Raw genomic sequence first — 25,276 nt, forward strand, 5'->3', positions numbered from 1 at the left:
TTCTTTTATCGTGAAACTCATTCAGTCAGCTGTAACCTTTGCCGCGCTCTTTGTAGCATCGGCTGCCCTTTCCCAGACGAACATTAATCTCGGTGCGGTCAATGCCGACCCGAATGCGCCCGTTGAAATTACAGCGGACAACCTGAGCATTGATCAGACCAGCGGCGAGGCGGTTTTCGCGGGCAACGTGATTTTGGGCCAAGGCGATCTGCGGCTTTCAGCTGGACGCGTTCAAGTCATTTATAACGATGCTTCTGGCGACATCAGCCGCCTGTCTGCAAGCGGCGGCGTTACCCTTGTAACAGCCTCCGAAGCTGCTGAATCCACGACTGCTGAATACAACCTTGATGCTGGAACTCTGGTGATGTCGGGAGATGTCCTATTGACGCAAGGCGCCAGTGCAATTTCCGCCGACCGCATGAACATCGATCTCTCGACGGGCGCCGCCCGCATGGAAGGGCGCGTTCGTACGATCTTTAACCAAGGCGGCAACTGATGGCTGAATTGACCGTGACAGACGGCGACGTTGGCCTCCAAGTCCGCCACCTGCGCAAAAGCTACGGAAAACGCGTGGTTATTCGCGACGTCAACATGGAGCTCGGCCGGGGCGAGGTTGTTGCCCTGTTGGGTCCGAACGGATCCGGCAAGACCACTTGTTTTTATTCTATCGCTGGCCTTGTCACGCCCGAAGGCGGCCACGTTATCGTTGACGGTCGCGATGTAACGGCGCTGCCCATGTATCGACGTGCCAAGTTGGGCATCGGGTATTTACCGCAAGAAATGTCCATCTTTCGCGGGCTAAACGTCGAAGACAACATTCTCGCAATTCTTGAAATTTCAGAACCCGACCGCCGCCGCCGCCGCGAACGCCTTGAAGAACTCTTAAGCGAATTCTCAATCGAGCACCTTCGCCGCGCGCCTGCGCTGGCTTTGTCTGGCGGTGAGCGACGCCGAGCCGAGATCGCGCGATGTCTTGCGGCAGACCCGAAATATGTACTACTTGATGAACCTTTTGCTGGGGTTGATCCGATTGCTGTCGCTGAAATCCGCGCACTGACCGCCGACCTCAAGAACCGGGGAATTGGCGTCCTGATCACCGATCACAACGTCCAAGAAACGCTGCAGATCGTTGACCGTGCGTATATCCTTCATGATGGACAAATTCTGATGTCTGGAACGGCCGAAGAAGTCGTAAAGGACGAAAATGTGCGCCGCGTCTATCTCGGGGATTCATTCCGCGTTTCGTGATCTTCTGACACAAAGCATTGACAGACACCCCCATTTTGTCGCCAACTAACAGGGATGACAGAATCCTTTTCCAGCGCGGTTCGGATCACGCCTTATGGGCGCAGTCGGCACACACGCAAGACGCTGTCATCAATCCTATCTTTTCAGGCGTAAATTCAACAAACCTTAACGGTTTGTGCGCCCGAATTGCATGCGTTGAATAATAAAGGAGATAAGATGCGCTATCAGATCACAGGAAAGCATATTGATATTGGCGAAGCTCTGCAGACACACGTGCAGACTGAGCTTGGCGAAGTTGTTGGCAAATATGCTGGCCGTCCAACCGACGCAAATGTCATCTTTTCAAAGAGCGGGCATGAATATGTCTGCGAAACTGTTGTCCATCTTTCTACGGGTTTGACCGCGCAAGCCAAAGGCCATGCTACTGAAATCTATGCAGCTTTTGATAGTGCTACCGAAAAAATGGACAAACAACTCAGGCGGTACAAACGACGCCTTAAGGACCACCATAAGGAACGTTCACAACCCGTTGAACTTTCAGACGCAGGGTCGTATATCCTCGCCTCAAATAGCGAGTCGGAAGACAGCGAGCCTGAGGGCGTGACTTCGATGATCGTGGCTGAAATGGAAACGAAGATTCCAGAACTCTCCGTCGGAGAAGCAGTCATGCAAATGGAAATTGCGAACTCGCCGGTCTTGGTCTTTCGAAATGAAGGACATAGCGGTGTCAACGTGGTATACCGCCGCGAAGACGGCAATATCGGTTGGATAGACCCGCGTAACACAGGCTGATTGGGCAAAGCCCGATTTGTATTCATTATGACCATTCAAGGTATCCTTCCTTTAGAAGGCATCAAAGTGATTGCTGCTGCCAGCAGCAAAAAGCGGCTGTTTCACGACATTGGAAACATGGCTGAGTCTTGTTTTGGTCTGGATCACACGATGGTCGTGGATGCATTGGTCGAACGCGAAGGCCTTGGCCCCACAGGTGTGGGCCAAGGTGTCGCCCTACCACACGCACGCCTGCCCGCTTTGGGTCAGGTTTGCGGGCTATTCGTACGGATCAAGAAACCGCTCGACTTTGATTCAGTCGATCGCCAACCTGTTGATCTGGCATTTGCCCTATTCGCGCCTGAAGATGCTGGCGTTGAACACCTAAAGGCACTGGCGCTTGTTTCTAGGACACTTCGTGATGAAAACATCCGCACCAAATTGCGGGCAAACGAAGACCCATCAACGATTTACACAATTCTGACTGAAGCAGTGACAGCGCAGGCCGCTTAAGCGTAGGGTCCAAACCCGAAGGCGTCATAATCGCGCTGGTAAACCTCTTTGACAGCCGCCTCGACCTCTGCGTCGTACATTCCGGCCAGCTTATCGGAATATGGATCAGTCTCCGAGATCACGGGCATGATGTCTTTCCCGATTTGCGCGGCGATAATGCCAAGGTCGTCTTGCAGCCGATCTTCCCTCAAAACCAGATCAGGGGTCACAAACTCGGCGAAGCCTTGCAGAGCATTCGCCTGAGTTGCCCAGTGCGAGTCCACACGGATCGCTGTTTGCCCGCCCAAATTGGACTTCACAAAACGCAAGAAACCCAAGAAGGCGGCCTTATGGTCGGATGGCGTATAGGAATCCTGGGAGGCGTCTTCGGGCAAGTTCCATTTGAACTGTTTCGACAAGGTCTGTCTGATGCCGACGTAAGTCCCTTCACCTGTCTGGAGGATCTTACTACAGAACGCTGCGTGAGCACGGGCAACCGGATGACGGACGACAGTAAAACTACGGTGCCCGATGTGCTGTCGCTTCCAATCGCGCAGCGATTTCTGCGTAAATCCTGTAATCAGACTGCTAAGGTTTGCATCATCAAGTTCGGACAGCCAATTGGTGACAGCACTTTCTGGCCCTGATCGGATCGGCATATACAGCAGGGGTGACATTGGCGCGGCAACGAATGTTGGCACAGACGGCCCACGGCGGGGTTCAAAATTTGGGGTACGGTTCAAGTTGAACCGGTCTAGACGCGCAAGCGCATCTTCCATTTCGTCAAAGTTAACGACTTTGTCCGACATCGGGCTTGGGTTTTGCTTTTTCAGCGACTTATCAAGTTCGCTGAGCCGTGCATCCGAGCCGAGGAATGCGGCAAGGCCATTCATAACGTCGACGTCCTGCAAGTCTTCGTAATCGATATAGAACGCTGTTTGGCCGGATCGCTGTAGCCCACCCATTAACCGCACCTGAAACGCCTGCATCTTGGCAACATGTTTTTCGAACTCCGGTGCGGAAAATTCGACCGTATCTTCCCGCAAGCGCTTCACGTCCATGAGCTTCCATTGACCCGTGGCCTTCGCGATTTTCCAACTCACGTAGCTTTCGATGGGATTACGCGTCAGGATAATTTTGGCGCAGCGCGGGTCATCCAGCATCGTGTCGCACACACGATCATCATGACTGTTAAAATAGCGAAAACCGTTCAGCCCATCCGCCGCCTTAACCCGGTCCAACAGGTCAGTCGGGTTGGTATCCCGGTCCTCTTGTGAAAGCCCAAGAACTTCATCGCGGCTCGGATAGCCAATAAAGTTCGGATTGAACGCTTCGCCGTGGCAGGTCATCCCTTCGAACGCGTTAATGTTTGCTTCTAGGAAATTGGACCCTGTGCGCATTTCAGCGAAGACAACAAAATAGTCAAACTCAGCCATAACTTATCTAACCAAATAGGGTTTTCGCCGCGATGGGCGGTCGTTGACAGGCGAGCTTTCGGTTGGAAAGTCCCCCATTAGGTACGGGTGCATCCCTTGGTTCTTAAGGTTCTGAAGGAATTGACCAAACCCATTAAGGTCCGCCATTTTTGGCGCTTCGGTCACGCGCCGCAGGTTCTTGGCGCCCATTTCATCCAGCACCGTCTGCAAGGCTTCCATCGGTGTCTCAATGAAGTCAGCCAATGTCCAAATCCTGATACGGGCCTTCGTCCAAGGCGATCGCAATGCATCCAGATGTTCGCTCTCGATTCGTTGCAACTCTGCGGCTTCTGCACGGATTTCTGCAAAGTTACGGTTCGACTGGAACAGCGGGATCGCCCATGCGCCAGAGATCACACTGATCTGCGCATTCGGGTCCTTGGCCAGATCCCAACTCACAAACTGACTGTCCGTCGGGCCAAACTGGAAACATTGGCGTTCCCCGCGCGTGTTCCAAATGAGGTTAATCAAGAACGACTGGGCATGGTGATCGCGCAGCTTGGCATTGCTGGACATAGCGCCGCTAAACGTCTTTTGTCGCCCTTCAAACTCAACCCCAGCCTTGGAATACAATCGCCCGTGAACACGCGTTCCCGTCATCCTTGCAAGCCATGGTTCAAAATCTTCAAACAGATCGGCAAAGCCTTCGAACACGGAATAAGGTGCCGAAGTGAACCCGTTTTCATGGCCGGCCCTTGGCAAGCGGCTTTGCATAAAGAGACCCGCACGCCCACGCGTTCGACGTTCAACAGCTTTGGCGAAGATACGGTCAATCTTGCCTGGGTTAGGCTCGGCACCTTTGAGAGGGTATTCTTCGTTTAGGAAGTTTTCATACAGCCGGTCAGCGTTGGGCCAGATCTTCCGCGCCACAAAGCAATCCGAACGACGCAGAAGCTGCAAGTGGTCATCGTAAAAGATATGCGGCTTACCTTGATAATCGAATTTAGACAGCGTCAATGACCGGCTTTCGATATTTTGCGAATACAGGCGAACGAGCGTCTGAAAATAGCTTTCATCCGGAATCCAAACTCGCCTGAAGTAGGCGTCATAAACGCCACGATCGGGGTCTTCGAGGATCGCGGATAAGGTTTGCCGCGTCAGGCACCACCACTGCGACCCCATGTGCGGCACGATGCCGTCGGGCACGCGGCGGTACATTTTGAAGCGCCGTTGAAATTCAACGTAGCGGTCAAAAAGAAAGCGGTGCTTGCGCCATGAAAACGGAAACCGCAGCGTGAAGCGTTCGAAATCGAGGCCGCCCTGGGTCCAGGGAACATCCGCTGTCGTCGCACTTTCGATGAAATCGGTGCGCGGGCGCTTGGCGAGATACTCTTGTAGGTCTTTGATAGGCCGCAACGGCAAACAGGACCCCGACGCCAGATAGACGTGGCGCACATCAGGGAACTTTTCCAGCATCAGGCTAGACGCGGACTGCGAGGCCGCGACAATGCCCCATGTCCCCCACTCACAGCGATGGCGTTTGGAAAACAAAACGTCGGGCAGGTCCGCAACACTGTTCACGAAGTCATCGTAAACAGCACGATCTACATTCTTGTCCACATGGATCACAACGGGACAGCCCGCCGCCGACCAATGACGGATCACCTGTTCAGCACGGTGCAATGCAGTGTGCACCAACATGACCACACCCACGCTCATGCCCAGTTGCCTTTCGACATGAGACCCAAGATTTCGAGCTGCCGCCAATTGATGTATTTTTCAGACCATTTGCACCACAGATCAGGATGCTGCGAGATACCTTCGGCGTAGGCTTTGTATTCTTGGGAACTGGCGTAGTGCTGGCCCCGAGACAATTCTTCTGCAGCCTTTTCGCCGAACGTGTCTAGGAACTTGGCGTGCAGTAGCATCCCTGACGCTTTCTCGCCGCCCCATTCATCATAGACGAGGTTTAAGCCGCGCGGCAAAACCATATGGGTCGAGCTCACGTATGCGTAGTTCTTGTCCCACTTTATCAGAGGTGTCTTGTTCAACGCAGGTGCACGCCACGGCTCATCCTTAAAAAACATACGAGCGCGCGGGCCACCTTGGATCCACAGATTGTAATACAGATGGTTTTTGGAGAACGTATAGTTCCCGCTATCGAACCAAGACGCGATCTCCATCGGGTCTTGGCCCTTTTTATAGGGCACCGCATCCAAACGGCCCTTTGGGTACATGTCCAATAGCATCGCGCCGAAACTGCGAATGTCGGACGCATCCAACCAGTCCGTTAACGCACGGATAGGGCGCGTGTCACAGAACGGGTAAACAAAAAACTCATCCGGATCGACAACGAGCGTCCAATGTCCATCGGCGTACTTGCGTTGCAAGTAGTTCAACCAGTCGACGCCAAATCTGGATTTGCGATAGCTGCCTTTGGCCGTCCACACGGACACATCAGGTTGTTTCGCGGCGTACTCGCCACCGCCATCGTCGCTTTCGTTATCAACCATGATGAAGTGGTCGACACCTAAGTCACGGTAATATTTGAAAAAGTACGGGAGACGGACATCTTCGTTGCGAAAGGTCGAGAACAACAAGATATCGCCGCGTTTGATTTGATCGGTGCGATCCTTATGGACCGTCAACTCACGACTTTTGCGCCGGGCACGGATATGCCAGCGCTTTCGCTGAATGCGAAGCCGATAAGATGTCCAAGCGCCCAAAATCATCCTTCCCGTAGCAGCGGTATTACGTGCCTATGTTACTAGCGACTTATGCTTAACACACCATTGAAAATATGGGGAATTATCGTTCATTGTTTCCATTCCTTAAACGACGATGAGAATTTGGCAACTGTTCTAAAGGTCAGCTGGCAGAGTTCCACGTCCCGCGTGACATCAGGCCCATAGCTTCCAGTTGAGCGGTCCCTTGGTATTTGATCGACGTTTCGACCCAGAGATCCGGGTCAGCGATCAAGGCGTTGTAGTAAGGTTGATACAATTCGCTGTTCTCGAAATGCTGTGCACGGACCAGCTCTTCTTCGGATTTTACAGCAATGTTTGGCAGAAACTTGGTGTGGAGCAAAACCCCGGACACCCGATCTCCCTGCCCCATGTCGAACACATCATTCAATCGCCTCGGCAATATTTGGTGAGTGGATGTGACATAGGCATATTTCCGACGCCATTTCACCAAGGGCGTCTTGTTCAATGTCGGAGATCTTTCTGGTTGGCCGCCAAAGAACAAGCGATCCCTAACGCCGCCCTGGATCCAGAGGTTTCCAAAGACCGGATGTAGTTTTGCGCGGTAATTGTCCCCGTCAAACCAAGGAAGCACTTGAATGGGGTCTTGCCCTTCTTTGAACGACACCTGCCCCAAAGGGCCCTTTGGGTACATGTCGAGCATTAGCGTGCCAAAGGCATCGTGTCCCGTTGCCTCAAGATGGTTTGTCAGGGCATCTAGGTCGCGTGTTGCACTATCGGGATAAACCAGTAATTCATCTGCATCGACCGTTAAGCACCAGCGTCCGGCACCGAAATTGATTTGCAAACATGTCAGCCAATCGACACCAAATCGCGATGCTTTATAGCTGTCAGTTGTGGACCAAACAGACACGTCAGGCTGTTGAGCTAAGTAGTCCTCAGTGCCATCATCACTGTTGTTGTCCACGATAAGAAAGTGTGTGGCGCCCAATTTTCGATAGTGCGACAGCCAATGTTCCAGTCGCAACATTTCATTGCGCATCGTTGAAAAGACCAAGACGCCATCAGATGGAACCTCACCGCCTGACACCTGCGACATCTCATGCCGACGTTTCCACGATCTCAACAAAAGCCGCCGGCGCTTCCAGCGCATCCGATACGCGAAGAGTGCTAGGGAAACCCGCGACCTCGACACACGACCCCCGCTGGCGTCAAATGGGAACATATGCTCGTTTACTGTGCTGCCTGCTGCATGGCCATCAGCTCGCTCAGATAAGAACCAAACTCATCTTTAAGTTCTTCCCGAGCGAGCCCGAAAGCAACCGTTGCTTGCAGGAAGCCCGCCTTGGAGCCGCAGTCAAACCGCTGACCGCGGAACCGGTAGCCGAATACATCGCGATCATTCTTAAGCTCAGCATCAATGGCATCTGTTAATTGAACTTCGCCGCCAGAACCCGTCTTCATCTTGTTGAGGTTTTGCATGATCTTCGGAGACAGAATGTAGCGCCCAATAACAGCAAGGTTTGAAGGAGCCTCTTCTGGTGTTGGCTTTTCAACCAGTCCTTTTACGGACACCATGGACCCGAAATCTTCTTTGATGTCGATGACACCATAAGATGACGCTTTGTCGGCTGGAACTTCCATCGCCGCGACCATACTTCCGCCGGTTTCTTCGTAGGCTTCAACCATCTGCTGAAGGCACGGCTTTTCTGCCGCAATAACGTCATCGGGCAGGATCACCGCAAAGGGTTCGTTGTGCACCAAACGTCGTGCGCACCAGACAGCGTGACCCAGACCAAGCGCGCGTTGCTGCCGGATATAGGCGATCGCGCCGCTGTCCATGTTTGTGGACTTCAAGACATCCAGAAGCTCAGTTTTGTCCTTCTTGCGCAACTCATTTTCTAGGTGAGGCGCAATGTCAAAGTAGTCTTCTAAAGCTGACTTTCCGCGAGACGTTACAAAGATAAACTCTTTGATCCCAGCGGCACGGGCTTCGTCAATCGCATATTGGATCAACGGGCGATCCACGAGCGTCATAATCTCTTTCGGGACGGACTTCGTGGCAGGAAGGAAGCGTGTGCCCAAACCAGCGACCGGAAAAATTGCTTTCGTTACTCGTTTCTTCATATCGAATCCATCATTTCCCCTCAGACCGAGGCTTAAACTTTATGCACATATTAACATCAAAAAACATGTCAACAAAGTGAACAAACCCTGACTTTACGGGGGGAATGTTTAATAAGAATCATCAAGAATGCCCCATCTCGGTCAGCATCGCCTCAATCTTAGGCACATCTTGGGGATTATTGAGTTCCCAAAACTGCCGCCCACGGGCTTCAACCTCGACACACAGCATGTGCGCGCCTCTCTCTAGGAAGCGCAATTGTTCGAGTCCTTCTAAGTGTTCCAGCGGACCGGACGCCCAGCGCGGATAAGCCGCCAACGCAGATGGACGGTAAGCATAGACACCGACGTGATGAAAAACGGGGGTTTCATCATCATCTGCGTAGGTTTTCCCCGTGAATGGTATCACTTCCTTAGAGAAGAACAATGCATTGTGATCCGCGCCAAATACTGCCGTTGTGCCACCAACACGGCCCTGTCGACGGTCCTCTAGTAAGCCGTTCAAAGCACGTCCATCGCACCGCAAGACAGGCGTGGCGACTTCTGCGACCGGATCCGCAGAAAGACCTGCGATCAACTCCTCAATAAACCAAGCAGGCGTGAGCGGTGCATCACCTTGTAGATTCACAACAATTTCATAGCCGCCGCCAAATGCGTCCAGTGCTTCGGCACAGCGTTCCGTACCGTTCTGACACTCAGTCGACGTCATCACGACCTCAGCCCCAAACGCCTCGGCTGCGTCTTTGATCCTGTCGTCATCCGTAGCAACCACAACTCGATCGACACCTTTGACCTCCATCGCTGCTTCCCATGAGCGACGGATCAGGCTTTTGCTATCACCGGTCGCGCCGCGCAATTCAACAAGCGGCTTTCCAGGGTATCGGGTCGATGCATATCGAGCCGGGATAACAACCAGAACAGCCACTATGGCAACTTCAGATCAACGCCTGGTGCATAGGCAATGAAGAATGGATTGGCGAAATCTTCTTTACCGTAAGACAATGGCATGTGGTCATCAAACCGCACGACATGGCCACCTGCCCCTGTCAAAACCGCATGTCCCGCAGCCGTGTCCCACTCCATCGTGCGACCCACGCGAGGGTAAATGTCGGCTTCTCCAGTAGCGACAAGACAGAACTTCAAGGACGACCCCGCGCTCTTCATGTCGTTGACCGAATACTTGTTGATATAGTCGTCCGTGGCCTGATCGCGGTGCGATTTTGACGCAACAACCATCAGCCCATTGTTGTTTGGATCACTGACGGAAATAGGGACTGTCGTGCCGATAGAAGCCTTGTCCAAATCACCAACCTCTTCGACGGAAACGCCCGCCGCGTTGGTGTAGAACAACCGGCCCTTGGCTGGTGCATAGACGACACCTCGCCGAGGCGCACCTTCTTCGACATAAGCGATATTCACCGTGAAATCGCCGCGACGGTGAATGAACTCTTTTGTGCCATCGAGGGGATCGACGATCAGGAAGGTGTTCGCGTCAACTGTATGGCTATCGGCCTGTTCTTCAGTGACCAAAGCCACATCCGGGAATTCAGCGCGCAACCCAGCGGAGATATGTGCGTCCGCAGCTTCGTCAGCAGCCGTAACAGGGCTGTCGTCACTCTTGGACTTCACATCAAAATCATCGGATTCATAAATTTCCATAATGATGTCGCCCGCTTCCAACGAAAGGCGCCGCATCACTTCAGCTAATTTATTAAAGTCCATCACACTCTTCCTCTAAAAATGGGCTTCACGGGTGTTTTAATTGATCCGTGGTAATAGGACCCTTATGCTGTGATGCTAAGAGATCGGCAAGATTAACGTGCCAAATAAGCGCCACGACCGACTGAGCAGACTTAAACCAACGACAGACAGGCAACCCATGTTTGAAGCAAGACGCCAAACGACACATTCGCGCACCGCATTCAACATGCTGGGGTTGATCTATCACTCCATCGTTCGGGAGGTCCGCAAGGATCACCGAAATGCAGTTGTCGGCCTTATCATGAACATGATGCAAACCATCGTGTTCGTCACAGCCTTTTACTTCATGTTCACAGTTCTCGGACTGAAGGGCACAGCAATCCGAGGTGACTTCCTGCTTTACATTATGTCGGGCATCTTCCTTTTCCTGACACATACAAAAGCGATGGGTTCCGTTCTAAAAGCAGAAGGTCCGGCGTCCGCGATGATGAAACATGCTCCGATGAACACCATCGTTGCAATTACGTCGTCAGCCCTAGCCTCCCTGTACATTCAACTTCTGTCGATGTCCGTGGTCCTTTACCTCTATCACGTCATATTCGGGCCGATAACGATCCATGATCCGATTGGTGCTTTTGGTATGGTTCTGTTGGCTTGGTTCTCGGGCGTGGCTGTCGGTATTATCTTCTCGTCCCTCAAGCCCTGGTTCCCGGGCTTCACGTCTATCGCGTCTTCGATTTATGCCCGCGCCAATATGATCGCGTCAGGCAAAATGTTTGTTGCAAACACGATGCCCGGTTTCTTGCTGGCTATGTTTGATTGGAACCCACTGTTTCATGCCATCGATCAGGCGCGCGGCTATGCCTTTATCAACTACAACCCACACTACAGTTCGATAAGTTACCCGATGAAGGTCAGTATTGTGCTGATCATGATTGGGTTGATGCTTGAATTCTACACCCGCAAGAATGCGTCTGTCAGCTGGAATGCCGCGCGATGAAATGGGTCTTCGCGGTACTTCTTTCGATAGTCGCCACGGTGGCGTTCGCAACCGTTGACGGATGGCCCGCGTTGTATGACGTCACTGGCGTCGCAGCTGACGACAACCTGAATGTCCGAGAGCAGCCCAACGCATCTTCTATCGTCATTTCCACCCTGCCGCCCATGGCCGAAAATATCGAAGTCATCGCCGTCAATGAAGATGAGACTTGGGGTCTCATTAACATAGACGGTGGCACCGGATGGGTTTCGCTCCGTTTCATGGCCCGCCAGCCAGAACAGTTTGCGGGCTATACCCCTGCGATCACGGTCTGCCACGGAACTGAGCCTTTTTGGGCGCTCGAAATAGAGGACGATAACTTTGCATTTTCAGCGCCCGATGTCACCGGCACCCCAACACCGCTCACCGTCCTGAGGTCCGCGAACAGGATTGATCGGTTCGCTTTGATTTCTGATGGGATAACTGGCGTCGTTTCAACACAAGCCTGCAACGACGGTATGTCCGAGATGCAGTTTGGGCTCTCAATTGATCTACTGGCACCGCTCTATGGCGAAACTCAATTACTATCCGGCTGCTGTTCGATCCAACCCTAGGTCACCACCCGCATCGTCAAGCTCAGCCGCCCACCGCCATCCAGTAGCGTCGACGACCCTGCCCGCGTCTTGTCGATTCCGTGATACACAAGACGCGCGTCCCCGCCCATGACCACAACATCCCCCGATTTCAGCCAGATCGACTCGGTCTTACCGCCGCGGGATAGGTTTCCAATGCGGAACAACCCCTCATCCCCCAGTGAAATGGAAACAACTGGGTAGGAAAAATTCGTTTCGTCGCGGTCTTGATGCAGTCCCATCTTTGCGGCCTCACGGTAAAGGTTCACCAAGCAACATTCTGGTGCGCGGTCCGATTCTGAAACGTCATCCCAAACGTTCAGGATCGAATCCGGGATGACAGGCCACGGTGTGCCCTTTGGGTGCGCTTCGGAATAACGATAACCAGATCGGTCCGACACCCAACCAAAACGCCCAGCGCTCGTCATCTTCACTGTCATCGGCTTGCCGTAAGGTGTCATCGGTGAGAACAAAGGTGCCTGCGCCACGACGCCCCGAATGTCATTCACAATTGCGTCCTGAGCAGCCCGATCGAGCAGTCCTTGCCAGACTCGAACGCCCCTTATCTCCATCGTCGGACGTAACTTAACCATTTCATCACCATTTTTGCGCATTCAGCGCCCTGTCACCGCTTGCAGGGCATGTTTTGCACACCTATATACCCTTCGATCCGAATGAGGCTTCTCATTCATACGTTAAACCATAGGCACGGGTGCCGGAACGGGTTCGTGCCGCCTCACATCGCCTGAAAGGGATTTGAAACATGGCAAAAGTAATTGGTATTGACCTCGGGACAACAAACTCCTGTGTCGCAATCATGGACGGCTCGCAACCACGCGTTATCGAAAACGCAGAGGGCGCGCGCACAACACCATCTATCGTAGCATTCACCGACGACGAACGTCTGGTGGGTCAGCCGGCAAAACGCCAGGCTGTTACGAACCCAGAAAACACAATATTCGGCATCAAGCGTCTTGTTGGTCGTCGCAACGACGACAAGCATCTTGCCAAAGACAAAAAGAACCTGCCGTTTGCTGTCATCGACGGCGGCAACGGTGACGCATGGGTTGAAGCCAAGGGTGAGAAATACTCCCCAGCGCAGATCTCTGCTGTCATCCTGCAGAAAATGAAAGAAACCGCTGAATCCTACCTTGGCGAAGAAGTAACACAGGCCGTTATTACGGTTCCTGCCTACTTCAACGATGCTCAGCGTCAGGCAACAAAAGATGCCGGTAAAATTGCTGGCCTCGAAGTTCTGCGTATCATCAACGAGCCGACAGCGGCTGCGTTGGCATATGGCCTCGACAAACAAGAAACACACACCATTGCGGTCTATGACCTCGGCGGCGGTACATTCGATGTAACGATCCTCGAAATCGACGATGGTCTCTTCGAAGTTAAATCCACCAACGGTGACACATTCCTTGGCGGTGAAGACTTTGACATGCGCATCGTTAACTACCTTGCGGATGAATTCAAAAAGGCCAACGGCGTTGACCTGACCAAAGACAAGATGGCGTTGCAGCGTCTGAAAGAAGCCGCTGAGAAAGCCAAGATTGAGCTTTCCTCTGCGTCCTCCACAGACATCAACCAGCCGTTTATCTCCATGGGGTCAGACGGCGCGCCACTTCACATGGCAATGAAACTGACACGTGCGAAGCTCGAAAGCCTCGTTGCTGACCTGATCAAAGCCTCCATGAAGCCTTGTGCAGCTGCATTGAAAGACGCTGGCCTGACAACAAACGACATCGACGAAGTCGTTCTTGTTGGTGGTATGACACGTATGCCGCGCGTCATCGAAGAAGTGTCCAAGTTCTTTGGCAAGGAGCCTCATAAGGGTGTGAACCCTGATGAAGTTGTTGCCATGGGTGCTGCCATTCAGGCGGGTGTTCTGCAGGGTGACGTTAAAGACGTTGTTCTTCTCGACGTTACACCACTGTCCTTGGGCATCGAAACACTCGGCGGCGTGTTCACACGTTTGATCGACCGCAACACAACGATCCCGACGAAGAAGTCGCAGATCTTCTCCACTGCGGAAGACAACCAGAATGCGGTAACCATTCGTGTGTTCCAGGGTGAACGCGAAATGGCTGCGGACAACAAGATCCTCGGCCAATTCAACCTCGAGAACATCCCACCGGCCCCGCGTGGCATGCCACAAATTGAAGTAACGTTCGACATCGACGCCAACGGCATCGTGTCCGTTCAGGCAACCGATAAGGGCACCGGTAAAGAACACAAGATCACAATCCAAGCGTCCGGTGGTCTGTCTGATGACGACATCGAGCAAATGGTTCGTGACGCGGAAGAAAACGCCGAAGCCGATAAGGACCGTAAGGAACTTGTCGAAGCGAACAACCAAGCGGAAAGCCTCATCCACTCGACTGAAAAGTCGATTGAAGAGCATTCCGACAAGGTTGACCCGACAACTGTCGAGGCAATCGAACTGGCAATCGCTGCGCTTAAGGATGATCTGGAAGGCGAAGACGCTGGCAAGATCAAGTCTGGCATCCAGAACGTAACCGAAGCAGCGATGAAGCTTGGCGAAGCCATCTACAAGGCCGCACAGGAAGAAGCAGGCGAAGTTGAGCCTGATGCTCCAGCAGCCGATGATGATATCGTCGATGCCGACTTCGAAGACCTCGACGACGACAAGCGCGGTTAATCTAGAACAGCACGTAGTGGATCGGCCCCTCCCTTTTGGGGTTGGGGCCGATCCTACATGCCCCAAAGGGAAACCTTGTCATGTCAAAACGCGATTATTACGAAACGCTTGGTATCGCCAAAGGCGCCAGCGCGGACGAAATCAAAAAGGCTTACCGCGTCAAAGTGAAAGAACTTCACCCTGACCGGAACTCCGATAACCCAAATGCAGAAGCCCAGTTCAAAGAAGTGGGTGAAGCCTACGATGTGCTGAAGGATGGCGATAAAAAAGCCGCCTATGATCGGTATGGTCATGCTGCATTCGAAGGTGGAATGGGCGGCGGCGGACGGCCTGGTGGCATGGGCGGTCAAGGTGACTTTGGTTCTGCCTTCTCTGATATTTTTGACGACCTGTTTGGCAACATGGGTGGTCAACGCGGCGGCGGTGCGCACACCCGCGCCCAACGAGGCAATGATCTACGCTACAACCTGCGCGTAACTCTGGAAGAAGCCTACGCCGGACTACAAAAAACAATCACTGTTCCCGCGGCATCTGCCTGTGGGTCCTGTAGTGGTACTGGCGCCGAGGGTGGTTCAGAACCACAGACGTGTCCGACATGTTCGGGCCTGGGTAAGGTCCGTGCTCAGCAAGGGTTCTTTACGGTCGAACGCACCTGCCCGACCTGTAATGGCATGGGTCAAACCATCAAAAATCCATGTAAGGAATGCCACGGCGCAGGCCGTGTCGAAAAAGAAAAATCGCTCTCGGTGAACATCCCTGCTGGCGTTGAAACTGGCACACGCATTCGCCTTGCTGGCGAAGGCGAAGCCGGTATGCGCGGCGGTCCGACCGGTGATCTCTATATCTTCATCGAAGTGCGTGACCACGACCTATTTGAACGCGAAAACAATCACCTGTTCTGCCGTGTACCCGTGTCCATGACAACTGCGGCGCTAGGTGGTGACATCGAGGTTCCAACGATCGACGGCGGTCGCAGCCGCGTGAAGATTCCCGCAGGATCACAATCCGGTCGCCAGATGCGTCTGAAATCAAAAGGCATGCCTGCCCTGCGTGGCGGCGGCGCCGGTGATATGTTCATTGAGATGGCCGTAGAAACGCCGGTCAACTTGACGTCCAAGCAGAAAGAACTGCTTCGCGAATTTGAAGACCTCGCCAGCGACAACAATCCGCAAACGTCGACGTTCTTTAAGTCGGTTAAGTCCTTTTGGGACTCGATGAAAAGCTAAAATCGACAGGGCAATCCCGACGTAGTTAACGGATCAGTAACGGAATCACTCCAGTCTGAGGGTATGAAACATGCACCCTCGGTCTTTGCCGAATCTCCGATGCTTCCGCTAACTGACGTGGCCCCTGTCACGCTTGATCGCGATGAGGTCGAAATCGTGGCCGCTAAACCCACATGCGGTCAGGGTAAGGTCCCGTCTTACTTGGCAGACCACAGGAAACGGCTCCGCCATCGCTTTCTGACCGGCGGGGCCGCCGCGATGCCGGATTACGAAATCCTTGAGCTGACTTTGTTCCGCGTTATCCCCCGGCAAGATGTCAAACCTCTCGCTCGGCAATTGATAGAAACATTTGGCGATCTAAACGGCGTGCTGGCTGCGCCCCTCGCACGGCTTCAACGCGTTGAGGGTGTCGGCCCAGCCGTTGCGCTGGAACTTAAAGTCATGGAAACGGTCACGCACCGAATGGCGCGCGCCAAAGTCATGCAACGTCATGTCATCAGCTCATGGGATGCTGTTCTCGACTATTGCCACACCGTTATGGCCCACCGCGATACCGAACAATTCCGCGTGCTGTTCCTGGACCGCAAAAACGTCCTGATTGTCGACGAAGAACAATCTGCTGGCACCGTCGATCATGTACCTGTCTACCCTCGAGAGGTCGTGAAACGCGCTCTAGAGGTAAATGCCTCGTCCTTGATTTTGGTTCACAACCACCCGTCCGGCGACCCTACTCCGTCCAACGAAGACATCGCTATGACCAATCAGATTGCAGATGCAGCCATGGCGTTGGGAATTACTTTGCACGATCACCTTATCATCGGCAGGTCCCGTGAATTGAGCTTCAAGGCTCAAGGGCTGATTTAGTCCGCGTCCTTAACCCATAATTCAACGCGACGATTGGTTTGTTGACCCCAGATCGTATCATCGCAAGCCATCGGCAGTGCCTCGCCGAAGGCTTCGGTGCCAATAACTACATTGCGTGGCAACTGCCCGCCCAGTGCGCGCTCTACGTCCCGACGAACCGCCTCGGCTCTTGCTGAAGAAAGATCTCTATTCGCATCCGCAGGACCACGCCCGTCACTAAATCCGACAAACAACAATTCGCGCCCTCCGAAACGGCCATCGTGAATCGCTTGCGCCAATTGCATCACGTTGGAACGTGATTGCCCATCCAATCGGGTCGACCCTGGCTCGAAACGAAACGTGCTCGACATCCGAACTCTCGGCTCAAGAAGCCGCACCATGCGTTGTAATTCCGTCAACGGAACTTCGGGGCCCGCATTAGTTATTGCGTTCGCCAACCTATCGCCTTGATCCGCCAACGGAATAGCAACGGCGGCAAGGTCCACGAAACCGGCCCTCCGAATTACGAGTTGCGCCGAAGGAGATCGTAACCAATCCAAAAAGTCATTAATCTGAGGATGTTGCGTTCGTTGCGGAAGATACAGAAACATCGGAAACGTAAGCGGGTAATCCTCCGTTTTCATCGTCAAAAACCGAGCGTCTGAAACCAGTCCACATGGCCCTGAAAGGGAAAGCGGCTGGGTGTTTCTTGTTTCACCGAACGGCAGGAGTGAAATCCCGTTAGCACCTGTTTCGACCGCTGATGTTAGCCCATTCCGATCCGCATGGCCCACATCGGGATTTGCCATTTGTAGCCCAAAAGGTCCCATAAAGCGGTCCTCAAAGCCCTGCAACTGGCCATCCAAATGCGCCGGTAGATGGACTTCGAGGTCAGATGATACACCCGCCAAAGTCGCCGTCAAATCCGCCAATGAAATAAACCGCAGGTCAGAGGTCGGGGATACCACCGGAACAAGAGCGTCCAAAGCAAGAATTCGGGCCTGTCGTGCAAGCGTCACACGTCCCAACCCCGCGTCGTATGCTGCTTCCACCTCAGAGGTTCGCAGCTCCCTCATGGACAAGAGAGCATCTGTGTCATGGGTCATGAACGTTTCAAACGCTTCATCCGGCGTGGCAACAAAAAGAGATACCTCAAATACGTCGTTGCCCGCGGAATCTGTCATCTTGAAGCCGTTCACATCCTCATGAACGGTCCAACCTTGGTCTCTCGCGTAGACGTCGATCAAGGCAGGCAGCAACACATCCGCCATTTGGCTGGCACCGGACATCTTGAGGGATGGAACGTATTCCGCAAGGTTGGGGCAGGCTTCCCCGACACAGATCAAACCTTCGGTCCGAAAGCTAACGAGGGCATCGTCGATGACCATCGTTGCCGACGTTCCGTCAAAGCTCACGAACCGGCCGGACAGCTCAACGTCATTACCATCACTGCTGAACGTCACATTTTGCGCCGAAGCTGCGCCAGCGCAAACGAAATATGCGACGAAACTCGCCGCATACCTCAAATCTATTCGTGTTTTGACAAACTTATACCACGTCATCTCATGGCGATTGTCAGGTCCTCAAACATGTTTTGCAAGATCAGAAAATCACCGACCGCATCGCATTCGGGCATAACCATACGTAAATCCAGCGCAGATGGCTGACCTGTTGGGGAAATCTGGATACTTTGGGCACTCAATTCCTGACCGCAGTTGGCGCCAGTGATCTCGGCTTCAGCGACGAGCATTACGTCAGACTCACCATTCATCATACCAGTCGGAAATGTATAAACCTCCGCGATCAGGGCATCTTCGATGGTGCTATCGCCAAGACGTTGCAAGTAGCCGCCTTCAGCATTGCTTACCCGCGAAACATCGCCGGGATTATCAACGTAAATATGACCAGAGTCGCCAAAGTCCGCACCACCTTCGTAGGCACTCAACATAACTGAGGTATCACCCTGCCATTGAAGGACTGCACGGTCATAGGATGCGAAATCAGGGATAACCACGGTCGCTACCGATCCTTCGCCTTCGTCAAATGCTGCGATAACGACCGCAACTTCGGCCAACGCAGGTACGGAAAGATCCGCGATGCCATCAATATCGGTGACTGCTGTGAACATCATTCCTTGATGGTGAACGGTGAATGCGGTCTCAGTGTAACAAGGTGCGATTACCGAAACTGCGACCGTTGCCGCGACGGATGCGGTTGCAGTCATCTGAGGTGCACAGCTCATTTCGCTTTCTAAGATCGTGTCAGAGTCGACCTCAACACTATCGTCAGGATCTAGGTTCGCAAGCTGCACAGGCGGGTCCTGGCGCGCAGGTACCTTAGCTGTCTCTGGTAGGATTACCGCGGCACGCGCTGCGTCGCTCGGCGATTCAATGCTAGGCGTTTGAAGAGCCACAACACCTGCTTGCGCAGTTTCAATTGGCGTTCCATCAGCCGCTATGGCTGTCACGCCTGCCTCAGTCTCTTGCGAGGCTGTGTCGACATTTGTAAATGGAGCAACTTCCTGTTGCCCGGTCTCCGCTCCAAAGCGGCTCGCTAATGCGTCGCCGTTTTGCATAACAAAGCCGATACCCAAGGCAACGCTGAACGTGCCTGCGGCCATGCCGATTTGTTTGATATTCGCCATTTCATCACTCCTTCCCTAAATAGGGTCAGAGCAGAACTTGCTTTACTCAAATGTCTTTAGCGGGGCGCGTGCAAGGAAACTTTCCGCCTGCAATGAGGCGAAAAGACGTCTTTTAGATCAACTTTTAGGTTGGTCGACCGTGGCAATGTTTGAATTTCTTGCCCGAACCACATGGGCAATCATCATTGCGACCGGGGTTGCCCCACGTGGATTCATCAGCCTCATCAAAGCCCGGTTTTGCTGCTGCGCTAGATGCAGTTGCAGCCACAGCCGGGGCGGCAACGCCTTGTTGTTGACGCTGATTCTCCATCGCTTGTGCGACCATGGCTTTTTGTTCTTCTTCGGACATTGGACGAATCTGGCCCAGCTTCTGGGTTACATCCGAACGAAGACCATCCAAGAGGCTTTCGAACAACTGGAACGATTCCGTTTTGTATTCGTTGAGAGGGTCACGCTGAGCATAGCCACGGAAACCAACAACCGAACGAAGGTGTTCAAGCGTCAACAAATGCTCACGCCACTTTGCATCAATCGTTTGCAACAGGATTTGCTTTTCAATGTTGCGCATGACCTCTGGACCAAAGGCGGCAGCCTTTTCGGCCATGTGCGCGTCTGCAGCTTCTTCAAGACGTTCGCGGATGTCTTCATCATCCACGCCTTCTTCCTGCGCCCACTCGATAACCGGCACATCTATTCCGAGATGTGCAATCACCTGCGCATAAAGACCTTCAGTATCCCATTGGTCCGCGTAGCTTTTGGCTGGAATATGTGCATCGACAAGATCATCAATGACTTGGCTGCGCATGTCTGCCGCGATTTCGGACAGGTCTTCGGCTTCCATGATTTCGCGGCGCTGGCTAAAGATCACCTTACGCTGATCGTTCATCACGTCATCGAACTTCAAAAGCTGCTTACGAATGTCAAAGTTGCGGCCCTCGACCTTGGCCTGTGCGCGCTCAAGGGATTTGTTCACCCATGGGTGTACGATCGCTTCGCCTTCTTTCATGCCAAGCGACGACAGCACTTTGTCCAAACGTTCGGATCCGAAAATGCGCATCAGGTCGTCTTCCAAGGACAAGAAGAACGAGGAACGACCAGGGTCACCCTGACGGCCAGACCGGCCACGCAACTGGTTATCAATCCGGCGCGATTCGTGACGCTCGGTCGCAAGAACGTAGAGACCACCAGCATCTTTAACCGCTTGCTCGTCTGCTTTGTGGGCTTCTTCGATCTGGGCGCGAAGCGCTTCGTGATCGCCTTCGGGATCGGCAGCAATCGCTTCCATGATCTTGAACTCAACGTTGCCGCCAAGCTTAATGTCCGTACCGCGACCCGCCATGTTGGTGGCAATAGTAACTGCGCCCAACTTACCTGCATCGGCAACAATCTGTGCTTCTTGCTCGTGCTGGCGCGCGTTCAATACGTTGTGCGGAATACCTTCTGCCGTCAAAAGCTGGCTTAGGACTTCGGACTTATCGATAGACGTTGTCCCGACCAATGTCGGCTGACCCTTTTCGTTCGCTTCTTTGATTGCAGCCACAACGCCATCAAATTTCTCTTGGGCCGTGCGATACACTTGGTCGTGTTCATCAACGCGCGCAATGGGACGGTTTGTTGGAACCTCAACAACGCCCAGTCCGTAAATCTCCATGAATTCTTCGGCTTCGGTCAGAGCCGTGCCGGTCATGCCACCAAGTTTTTCATACAGGCGGAAATAGTTCTGGAACGTCACAGACGCGAGCGTGACGTTTTCAGGCATGATCTTACAGCCCTCTTTCGCCTCAATTGCTTGGTGTAGTCCATCGGACAAACGACGACCGGACATCATACGGCCTGTGAATTCATCAATCAGGACAACTTCACCATCACGCACGATGTAATCTTTGTCTTTGGCGAACAGCTTATGCGCTCGCAGACCTTGGTTCACGTGGTGAACGATTGTGGTGCTTTCGGGATCATACAAGGATTGGTCTTCTGGCAAAATTCCTGCCGTCACCAAACGCACCTCGAGGAATTCGTTCCCCTCATCAGTGTAGTTCACGTTGCGGGTCTTTTCATCCAACGTGAAGTGTTCGTCCTGAATTTCCGGGATCAGTTTATCAACCGTGATATACATTTCGCTCCGGTCCTGTGCGGGGCCGGAAATGATCAAAGGCGTACGCGCCTCATCCACGAGGATCGAGTCCACCTCATCTACGATCGCATAATTGTGGTCACGTTGGTTCATCTGTGCCAGCTCGGATTTCATATTATCGCGCAGATAATCAAAGCCGAGCTCATTGTTTGTCGCATAGGTCACGTCACAACGGTAAGCCGCGTGTTTCTCTTCTTCGGGCTGCTGAGGGTAAACCACGCCAGTTGTCAGGCCCAAGGCTGTATAAACTTGTGCCATCCATTCCGCGTCACGTTTGGCGAGGTAATCGTTAACCGTAACAACATGGACACCTTTACCGGTCAGCGCGTTCAAATAAGCTGGGAAGGTCGCCACGAGGGTCTTACCCTCACCCGTCTTCATTTCAGAGATGTTGCCTTGATGCAGGAAGATGCCGCCCATGAGCTGCGTATCAAAAGCCCGCAGGCCCAGCGCCCGCTTAGCTGCCTCGCGACAGTTGGCGAATGCTTCCGGCAGGAGGGCATCCAAAGATTCACCATCCATGGCGCGTTTCGCCATTTCTTCTGTCTTAGCTTTGATACCATCATCGCTGAGCGCTTCGAATTCCGGCTCGAGTGCGTTGATCTTTTCAATCAAGGGGCGCGTAGCCTTTACCTTGCGATCATTCGGCGTGCCGAATACCTTCTTCGAAAGTGTTCCAAGACCGAGCATATTCTCTCCGCGCGCCAATTTCGGCGTCTCTGACATCAATGTGTGAGGAGGTTGGTTGTGCCTGTCGCGCACGACCCCTAGAAACAGGGCCAAGACCGGCCTCCTAAGGACCTTATGGGGATGTAAGGGGCCGCCATTGAGGTGTCAACGCCGCGACGCAACGCGGCTCATCAAGGAACTGTTAACATGCTATTTCGCACCAATTTGCTTGCTTCAGCAGCTATTTTCGCCATCACATCCAGTGTCGCGCTTGCAGACTCCCACTCAGAAATGACCGCCGAAACGGTTATTGCCTCTGTTGACGGGTCTGACATCACGCTTGGGCAGCTGATCATGTTGCGCGCTCAGCTGCCCGAACAATACCAACAACTGCCCGACGAAGTGATCTTCGATGGTTTAGTTGAACAATTGGTAAACCAACAACTTCTTGCGGATACGCTTGAAGTACAACCAAAACGCGTTGCGATTGCTCTGTCCAACGAAACGCGGTCTTTGCGTGCTGGTGAGGTGGTGAATGCACTGTCCGAAATGCCAATCACCGATGCCGATCTTCAAGCGGCCTATGATGCACGGTTTGAAGGCGTCGAACCGGAGCAGGAATTCAACGCATCCCACATTCTGGTGGAAACCGAAGAAGAGGCGACCGAAGTCAAAACCATGATCGACGATGGTGCCGATTTTGCTGAAACCGCTATGGAACGCTCAACTGGTCCGTCCGGCCCGTCCGGTGGTGAATTGGGTTGGTTCGGCGCTGGGATGATGGTCCCTGAATTCGAAGCTGCTGTTATTGATTTGGAAGTCGGCGAAGTGTCCGCTCCCGTGCAAACGCAATTCGGCTGGCATGTCGTCACTCTCAATGAGACACGCACACAGCCTTTGCCAACGCTCGATGATCTGCGTGGAGAACTTACAACACAGATCCAGCAGGAAGCCTTGAATGCACGTCTTACTGAACTAACCGAAGCTGCGGACATCACGCTGCCGGAAGAAGGTCAGTTTGATGCGTCAATGATCCAGAACCTAGACCTTCTTGAGGACTAATCATGACAGTTTCACCCCTAGCCCCAGACTGCTTTCCCGACTTACCCATCGTTGATGGCGTTCGGTTTGCCTCTGCCTCGGCGGGGGTGAAATACCAAGACCGCGACGACGTTATGTTGGCGGTCTTACAGCCAGGAACGTCAGTAGCGGGTGTGTTTACGCGCTCCGCTACTCGTTCGGCGCCCGTCCTAGATTGTCAGGCCAAACTTGGCAGCGACCAATCGGGCGGCGCGGGCATTCTTGTCAATTCTGGTAACGCGAATGCATTTACGGGATCAGCGGGCGAAGGTTCCGTCGCGCAGATCTGTGGTGCACTGGCGGAGGCTTTGGACCTGCCGAAAGAGCGCATCTTTACCGCGTCCACAGGTGTCATTGGCGAGAGGCTACCCCACGACAACATCATCGGCACTATGTCGAACCTGTCGTCAGCACTTTCCCCCGAAGGGATCGAACAAGCTGCCAACGCGATCATGACCACTGACACATTCCCCAAAGGGGCATCTGCAACCGTGAACATCAATGGCAAGCCCGTCACTATTGCTGGGATCGCCAAAGGATCAGGAATGATCGCGCCTGATATGGCGACGATGCTTGTTTATATTTTTACGGATGCGCTGATCGAACAACCTGCACTTCAGGCCTTGCTAGGTGCGCTGACAGATCAAACGTTCAATTGCATTACGGTCGACAGCGACACTTCGACGTCCGACAGCTTGATGATCGCAGCGACGGGTGCGTCAGGCGTCGATGTCACCGAAAGCGCGGGTTTTACCCAAGCGCTCCACGGCCTGATGCTGGACCTCGCGCATCAAGTTGTTCGCGATGGTGAAGGCGCCACTAAGTTTGTAGAAGTGCGTGTTACCGGTGCGGCATCGAACGAAGATGCCCACAAGGTCGGCCTCGCGATTGCAAATTCGCCGCTCGTTAAGACAGCGATTGCGGGCGAAGACCCGAATTGGGGGCGCATCGTCATGGCTGTCGGCAAGTCGGGCGCTCAGGCGGATCGCGATCGTCTCACAATTCGTTTTGGTGGTATAACAGTCGCAGAGAACGGTTGGGTTTCGCCCGATTACACCGAAGATGCTGGCGCGGCTTACATGAAAAATGAGTCATTAGTAATCGGCGTTGATCTTGGATTGGCTGGCGGTATGGGGACAATTTGGACCTGTGATTTGACTCACGGTTACATCTCGATCAACGCCGATTATCGGTCCTGATCGGTCATAGGATATCTGCTGATGAAAACCGTTCTTGTATCAGCCGTCGCGCTTATTGATGTAGACGGCCGCGTTCTTTTGGCCCAACGACCTGAAGGCAAGTCCATGGCTGGCCTTTGGGAATTCCCCGGTGGCAAAGTAGAGACCGGTGAAACGCCAGAGGTCGCATTGATCCGGGAACTGCAAGAGGAACTAGGGATTGATACTTGGCAGTCCTGTCTCGCCCCTCTCACATTCGCGAGCCACAGCTATGACGATTTCCACCTGCTGATGCCTCTGTTCGCCTGCCGAAAATGGGAGGGCACGCCGACCCCAAGAGAAGGGCAAACGCTCAAATGGGTGCACGCGAACCAGCTGCGGGATTACCCAATGCCCGCCGCGGATGTGCCACTGATCCCCATTTTACGGGATTGGCTTTAGCCCCATCCTTGTTTGAGACGGCCTATTATTTCAATTATGGCACTAATGAGGCAAATTTGAGGCTAATGTGCGCAAATATTAGGTGACAAAAAAACCTCTGTCAGTTTATTACTTAGGGTAAGCGCGGCAAAGAGGGATAACCATGCTTCAAACAATTACAGTAGGTACTCACGTACAAGTGCAAGGACTGTTCGTCCGTACCTTGGAGAACGGCAAAGTTATCGTGTCTGTCGATGACCGCGAGTTCGAAGGCAAACCAGTTTCAAGAACAAACTAGTTCGGTATCAGCTCCGAACGAGAAAGGGGACGCCACTATGGCGTCCCCTTTT

The 25,276-nt window shown here is 53.2% G+C and carries 23 protein-coding genes; 12 read left to right on the forward strand and 11 right to left on the reverse strand.

What is annotated here, in order from left to right:
• Positions 1-10: 10 nt before the first annotated feature.
• The 4 genes from KO486_RS03385 to KO486_RS03400 all read left to right on the forward strand — a co-directional run bounded on the left by KO486_RS03385 (position 11) and on the right by KO486_RS03400 (position 2,532).
• Positions 11-496, forward strand: a complete 486-nt coding sequence (locus tag KO486_RS03385; RefSeq protein WP_216035833.1) for an LptA/OstA family protein — start codon at positions 11-13, stop codon at positions 494-496.
• Complete coding sequence (lptB, locus tag KO486_RS03390; protein WP_216035834.1) at positions 496-1,248, forward strand: LPS export ABC transporter ATP-binding protein; 753 nt, start codon at positions 496-498, stop codon at positions 1,246-1,248. Before KO486_RS03385 ends, lptB begins: the two co-directional genes overlap by 1 nt.
• Positions 1,249-1,464: 216 nt before the next feature.
• Positions 1,465-2,040 carry a ribosome-associated translation inhibitor RaiA gene (raiA, locus tag KO486_RS03395; RefSeq protein ID WP_216035835.1) on the forward strand — a complete coding sequence of 192 codons (576 nt, stop codon included), beginning with the start codon at positions 1,465-1,467 and terminating at the stop codon, positions 2,038-2,040.
• Between the two features lie 27 nt (positions 2,041-2,067).
• A complete protein-coding gene (locus KO486_RS03400; RefSeq protein ID WP_216035836.1) occupies positions 2,068-2,532 on the forward strand; it encodes a PTS sugar transporter subunit IIA in 465 nt (154 codons plus the stop codon).
• On the opposite strand, the gene KO486_RS03405 is transcribed toward KO486_RS03400, so the two are convergent.
• From KO486_RS03405 to cysQ, 7 genes are all read right to left on the reverse strand, one after another.
• Positions 2,529-3,947 carry a sulfotransferase family 2 domain-containing protein gene (locus KO486_RS03405; protein WP_216035837.1) on the reverse strand — a complete coding sequence of 473 codons (1,419 nt, stop codon included), beginning with the start codon at positions 3,945-3,947 and terminating at the stop codon, positions 2,529-2,531. The genes KO486_RS03400 and KO486_RS03405 overlap by 4 nt on opposite strands.
• 3 nt (positions 3,948-3,950) lie before the next feature.
• Positions 3,951-5,645: a beta-1,6-N-acetylglucosaminyltransferase gene (locus tag KO486_RS03410; protein WP_216035838.1), complete on the reverse strand. Its 1,695-nt coding sequence runs from the start codon at positions 5,643-5,645 to the stop codon at positions 3,951-3,953.
• Positions 5,642-6,658 carry a glycosyltransferase family 2 protein gene (locus KO486_RS03415; protein WP_216035839.1) on the reverse strand — a complete coding sequence of 339 codons (1,017 nt, stop codon included), beginning with the start codon at positions 6,656-6,658 and terminating at the stop codon, positions 5,642-5,644. The genes KO486_RS03410 and KO486_RS03415 overlap by 4 nt, the downstream gene beginning before the upstream one ends.
• 136 nt (positions 6,659-6,794) lie before the next feature.
• Positions 6,795-7,730 carry a glycosyltransferase family 2 protein gene (locus tag KO486_RS03420; protein WP_303435461.1) on the reverse strand — a complete coding sequence of 312 codons (936 nt, stop codon included), beginning with the start codon at positions 7,728-7,730 and terminating at the stop codon, positions 6,795-6,797.
• 134 nt (positions 7,731-7,864) lie between these two features.
• The gene (galU, locus tag KO486_RS03425) at positions 7,865-8,758 is read right to left on the reverse strand and encodes a UTP--glucose-1-phosphate uridylyltransferase GalU (protein WP_216035841.1); all 894 of its coding nucleotides are present in this window, start codon (positions 8,756-8,758) and stop codon (positions 7,865-7,867) included.
• A gap of 121 nt (positions 8,759-8,879) precedes the next feature.
• Entirely contained in the window at positions 8,880-9,680 is an 801-nt protein-coding gene (locus KO486_RS03430) for a manno-octulosonate cytidylyltransferase (protein WP_216035842.1), read from the reverse strand.
• A complete protein-coding gene (gene cysQ / locus KO486_RS03435) occupies positions 9,680-10,477 on the reverse strand; it encodes a 3'(2'),5'-bisphosphate nucleotidase CysQ (protein ID WP_216035843.1) in 798 nt (265 codons plus the stop codon). Before cysQ ends, KO486_RS03430 begins: the two co-directional genes overlap by 1 nt.
• Before the next feature lie 157 nt (positions 10,478-10,634).
• On the opposite strand from cysQ, the gene KO486_RS03440 reads away from it, so the two are divergent.
• Together KO486_RS03440 and KO486_RS03445 are read left to right on the forward strand one after the other, a co-directional pair.
• Positions 10,635-11,456, forward strand: a complete 822-nt coding sequence (locus KO486_RS03440; RefSeq protein ID WP_216035844.1) for an ABC transporter permease — start codon at positions 10,635-10,637, stop codon at positions 11,454-11,456.
• Positions 11,453-12,049, forward strand: a complete 597-nt coding sequence (locus tag KO486_RS03445; protein ID WP_216035845.1) for an SH3 domain-containing protein — start codon at positions 11,453-11,455, stop codon at positions 12,047-12,049. The genes KO486_RS03440 and KO486_RS03445 overlap by 4 nt, the downstream gene beginning before the upstream one ends.
• Here the strand turns inward: KO486_RS03445 and KO486_RS03450 are convergent.
• Positions 12,046-12,681 (reverse strand): alpha-ketoglutarate-dependent dioxygenase AlkB, encoded by a 636-nt coding sequence (locus KO486_RS03450; RefSeq protein WP_252734547.1) that lies wholly within the window; start codon positions 12,679-12,681, stop codon positions 12,046-12,048. The two genes, KO486_RS03445 and KO486_RS03450, sit on opposite strands and share 4 nt — an antisense overlap.
• 149 nt (positions 12,682-12,830) lie before the next feature.
• Between KO486_RS03450 and dnaK the strand changes: the two genes are divergently transcribed.
• The 3 genes from dnaK (at position 12,831) to radC (ending at position 16,822) form a co-directional block, all read left to right on the forward strand.
• Positions 12,831-14,732 (forward strand): molecular chaperone DnaK, encoded by a 1,902-nt coding sequence (gene dnaK / locus KO486_RS03455; RefSeq protein WP_216035846.1) that lies wholly within the window; start codon positions 12,831-12,833, stop codon positions 14,730-14,732.
• 80 nt (positions 14,733-14,812) lie between these two features.
• Positions 14,813-15,958 carry a molecular chaperone DnaJ gene (gene dnaJ / locus KO486_RS03460; protein ID WP_216035847.1) on the forward strand — a complete coding sequence of 382 codons (1,146 nt, stop codon included), beginning with the start codon at positions 14,813-14,815 and terminating at the stop codon, positions 15,956-15,958.
• Positions 15,959-16,021: 63 nt separating this feature from the next.
• The gene (radC, locus tag KO486_RS03465) at positions 16,022-16,822 is read left to right on the forward strand and encodes a DNA repair protein RadC (RefSeq protein ID WP_216035848.1); all 801 of its coding nucleotides are present in this window, start codon (positions 16,022-16,024) and stop codon (positions 16,820-16,822) included.
• Here radC and KO486_RS03470 read toward each other — a convergent pair.
• From KO486_RS03470 to secA, 3 genes are all read right to left on the reverse strand, one after another.
• Positions 16,819-18,363, reverse strand: coding sequence for a phosphate ABC transporter substrate-binding/OmpA family protein (locus KO486_RS03470; protein ID WP_216035849.1), 1,545 nt, complete (start codon positions 18,361-18,363; stop codon positions 16,819-16,821). The genes radC and KO486_RS03470 overlap by 4 nt on opposite strands.
• Positions 18,360-19,445, reverse strand: a complete 1,086-nt coding sequence (locus KO486_RS03475; RefSeq protein WP_216035850.1) for a hypothetical protein — start codon at positions 19,443-19,445, stop codon at positions 18,360-18,362. The genes KO486_RS03470 and KO486_RS03475 overlap by 4 nt, the downstream gene beginning before the upstream one ends.
• 124 nt (positions 19,446-19,569) lie before the next feature.
• The gene (gene secA / locus KO486_RS03480) at positions 19,570-22,269 is read right to left on the reverse strand and encodes a preprotein translocase subunit SecA (protein ID WP_216036216.1); all 2,700 of its coding nucleotides are present in this window, start codon (positions 22,267-22,269) and stop codon (positions 19,570-19,572) included.
• A gap of 186 nt (positions 22,270-22,455) precedes the next feature.
• Between secA and KO486_RS03485 the strand changes: the two genes are divergently transcribed.
• From KO486_RS03485 to mutT, 3 genes are read left to right on the forward strand one after another with little or no spacing between them, the layout of a single operon-like run.
• Positions 22,456-23,310, forward strand: coding sequence for a peptidylprolyl isomerase (locus KO486_RS03485; RefSeq protein ID WP_216035851.1), 855 nt, complete (start codon positions 22,456-22,458; stop codon positions 23,308-23,310).
• A gap of 2 nt (positions 23,311-23,312) precedes the next feature.
• Positions 23,313-24,527 carry a bifunctional glutamate N-acetyltransferase/amino-acid acetyltransferase ArgJ gene (gene argJ, locus KO486_RS03490; RefSeq protein ID WP_216035852.1) on the forward strand — a complete coding sequence of 405 codons (1,215 nt, stop codon included), beginning with the start codon at positions 23,313-23,315 and terminating at the stop codon, positions 24,525-24,527.
• A 21-nt stretch (positions 24,528-24,548) separates the two neighbouring features.
• Positions 24,549-24,947, forward strand: coding sequence for an 8-oxo-dGTP diphosphatase MutT (mutT, locus tag KO486_RS03495; protein ID WP_216035853.1), 399 nt, complete (start codon positions 24,549-24,551; stop codon positions 24,945-24,947).
• Positions 24,948-25,276 lie beyond the last annotated feature (329 nt).

Source organism: Octadecabacter sp. B2R22 (assembly GCF_018861045.1).
Classification (GTDB): domain Bacteria; phylum Pseudomonadota; class Alphaproteobacteria; order Rhodobacterales; family Rhodobacteraceae; genus Octadecabacter.

Coding starts and splice junctions, on each gene's coding strand:
- raiA (WP_216035835.1), top strand. CDS start 1,465: ATGCGCTATCAGATCACAGGAAAGCATATTGATATTGGCGAAGCTCTG.
- radC (WP_216035848.1), top strand. CDS start 16,022: ATGAAACATGCACCCTCGGTCTTTGCCGAATCTCCGATGCTTCCGCTA.
- KO486_RS03410 (WP_216035838.1), bottom strand. CDS start 5,645: ATGAGCGTGGGTGTGGTCATGTTGGTGCACACTGCATTGCACCGTGCT.
- KO486_RS03415 (WP_216035839.1), bottom strand. CDS start 6,658: ATGATTTTGGGCGCTTGGACATCTTATCGGCTTCGCATTCAGCGAAAG.
- dnaK (WP_216035846.1), top strand. CDS start 12,831: ATGGCAAAAGTAATTGGTATTGACCTCGGGACAACAAACTCCTGTGTC.
- KO486_RS03405 (WP_216035837.1), bottom strand. CDS start 3,947: ATGGCTGAGTTTGACTATTTTGTTGTCTTCGCTGAAATGCGCACAGGG.
- cysQ (WP_216035843.1), bottom strand. CDS start 10,477: ATGGACTTTAATAAATTAGCTGAAGTGATGCGGCGCCTTTCGTTGGAA.
- mutT (WP_216035853.1), top strand. CDS start 24,549: ATGAAAACCGTTCTTGTATCAGCCGTCGCGCTTATTGATGTAGACGGC.
- KO486_RS03440 (WP_216035844.1), top strand. CDS start 10,635: ATGTTTGAAGCAAGACGCCAAACGACACATTCGCGCACCGCATTCAAC.
- argJ (WP_216035852.1), top strand. CDS start 23,313: ATGACAGTTTCACCCCTAGCCCCAGACTGCTTTCCCGACTTACCCATC.
- KO486_RS03445 (WP_216035845.1), top strand. CDS start 11,453: ATGAAATGGGTCTTCGCGGTACTTCTTTCGATAGTCGCCACGGTGGCG.
- KO486_RS03420 (WP_303435461.1), bottom strand. CDS start 7,730: ATGTCGCAGGTGTCAGGCGGTGAGGTTCCATCTGATGGCGTCTTGGTC.
- KO486_RS03450 (WP_252734547.1), bottom strand. CDS start 12,681: ATGCGCAAAAATGGTGATGAAATGGTTAAGTTACGTCCGACGATGGAG.
- dnaJ (WP_216035847.1), top strand. CDS start 14,813: ATGTCAAAACGCGATTATTACGAAACGCTTGGTATCGCCAAAGGCGCC.
- galU (WP_216035841.1), bottom strand. CDS start 8,758: ATGAAGAAACGAGTAACGAAAGCAATTTTTCCGGTCGCTGGTTTGGGC.
- KO486_RS03400 (WP_216035836.1), top strand. CDS start 2,068: ATGACCATTCAAGGTATCCTTCCTTTAGAAGGCATCAAAGTGATTGCT.
- KO486_RS03475 (WP_216035850.1), bottom strand. CDS start 19,445: ATGGCGAATATCAAACAAATCGGCATGGCCGCAGGCACGTTCAGCGTT.
- KO486_RS03485 (WP_216035851.1), top strand. CDS start 22,456: ATGCTATTTCGCACCAATTTGCTTGCTTCAGCAGCTATTTTCGCCATC.
- lptB (WP_216035834.1), top strand. CDS start 496: ATGGCTGAATTGACCGTGACAGACGGCGACGTTGGCCTCCAAGTCCGC.
- secA (WP_216036216.1), bottom strand. CDS start 22,269: ATGCTCGGTCTTGGAACACTTTCGAAGAAGGTATTCGGCACGCCGAAT.
- KO486_RS03470 (WP_216035849.1), bottom strand. CDS start 18,363: ATGACGTGGTATAAGTTTGTCAAAACACGAATAGATTTGAGGTATGCG.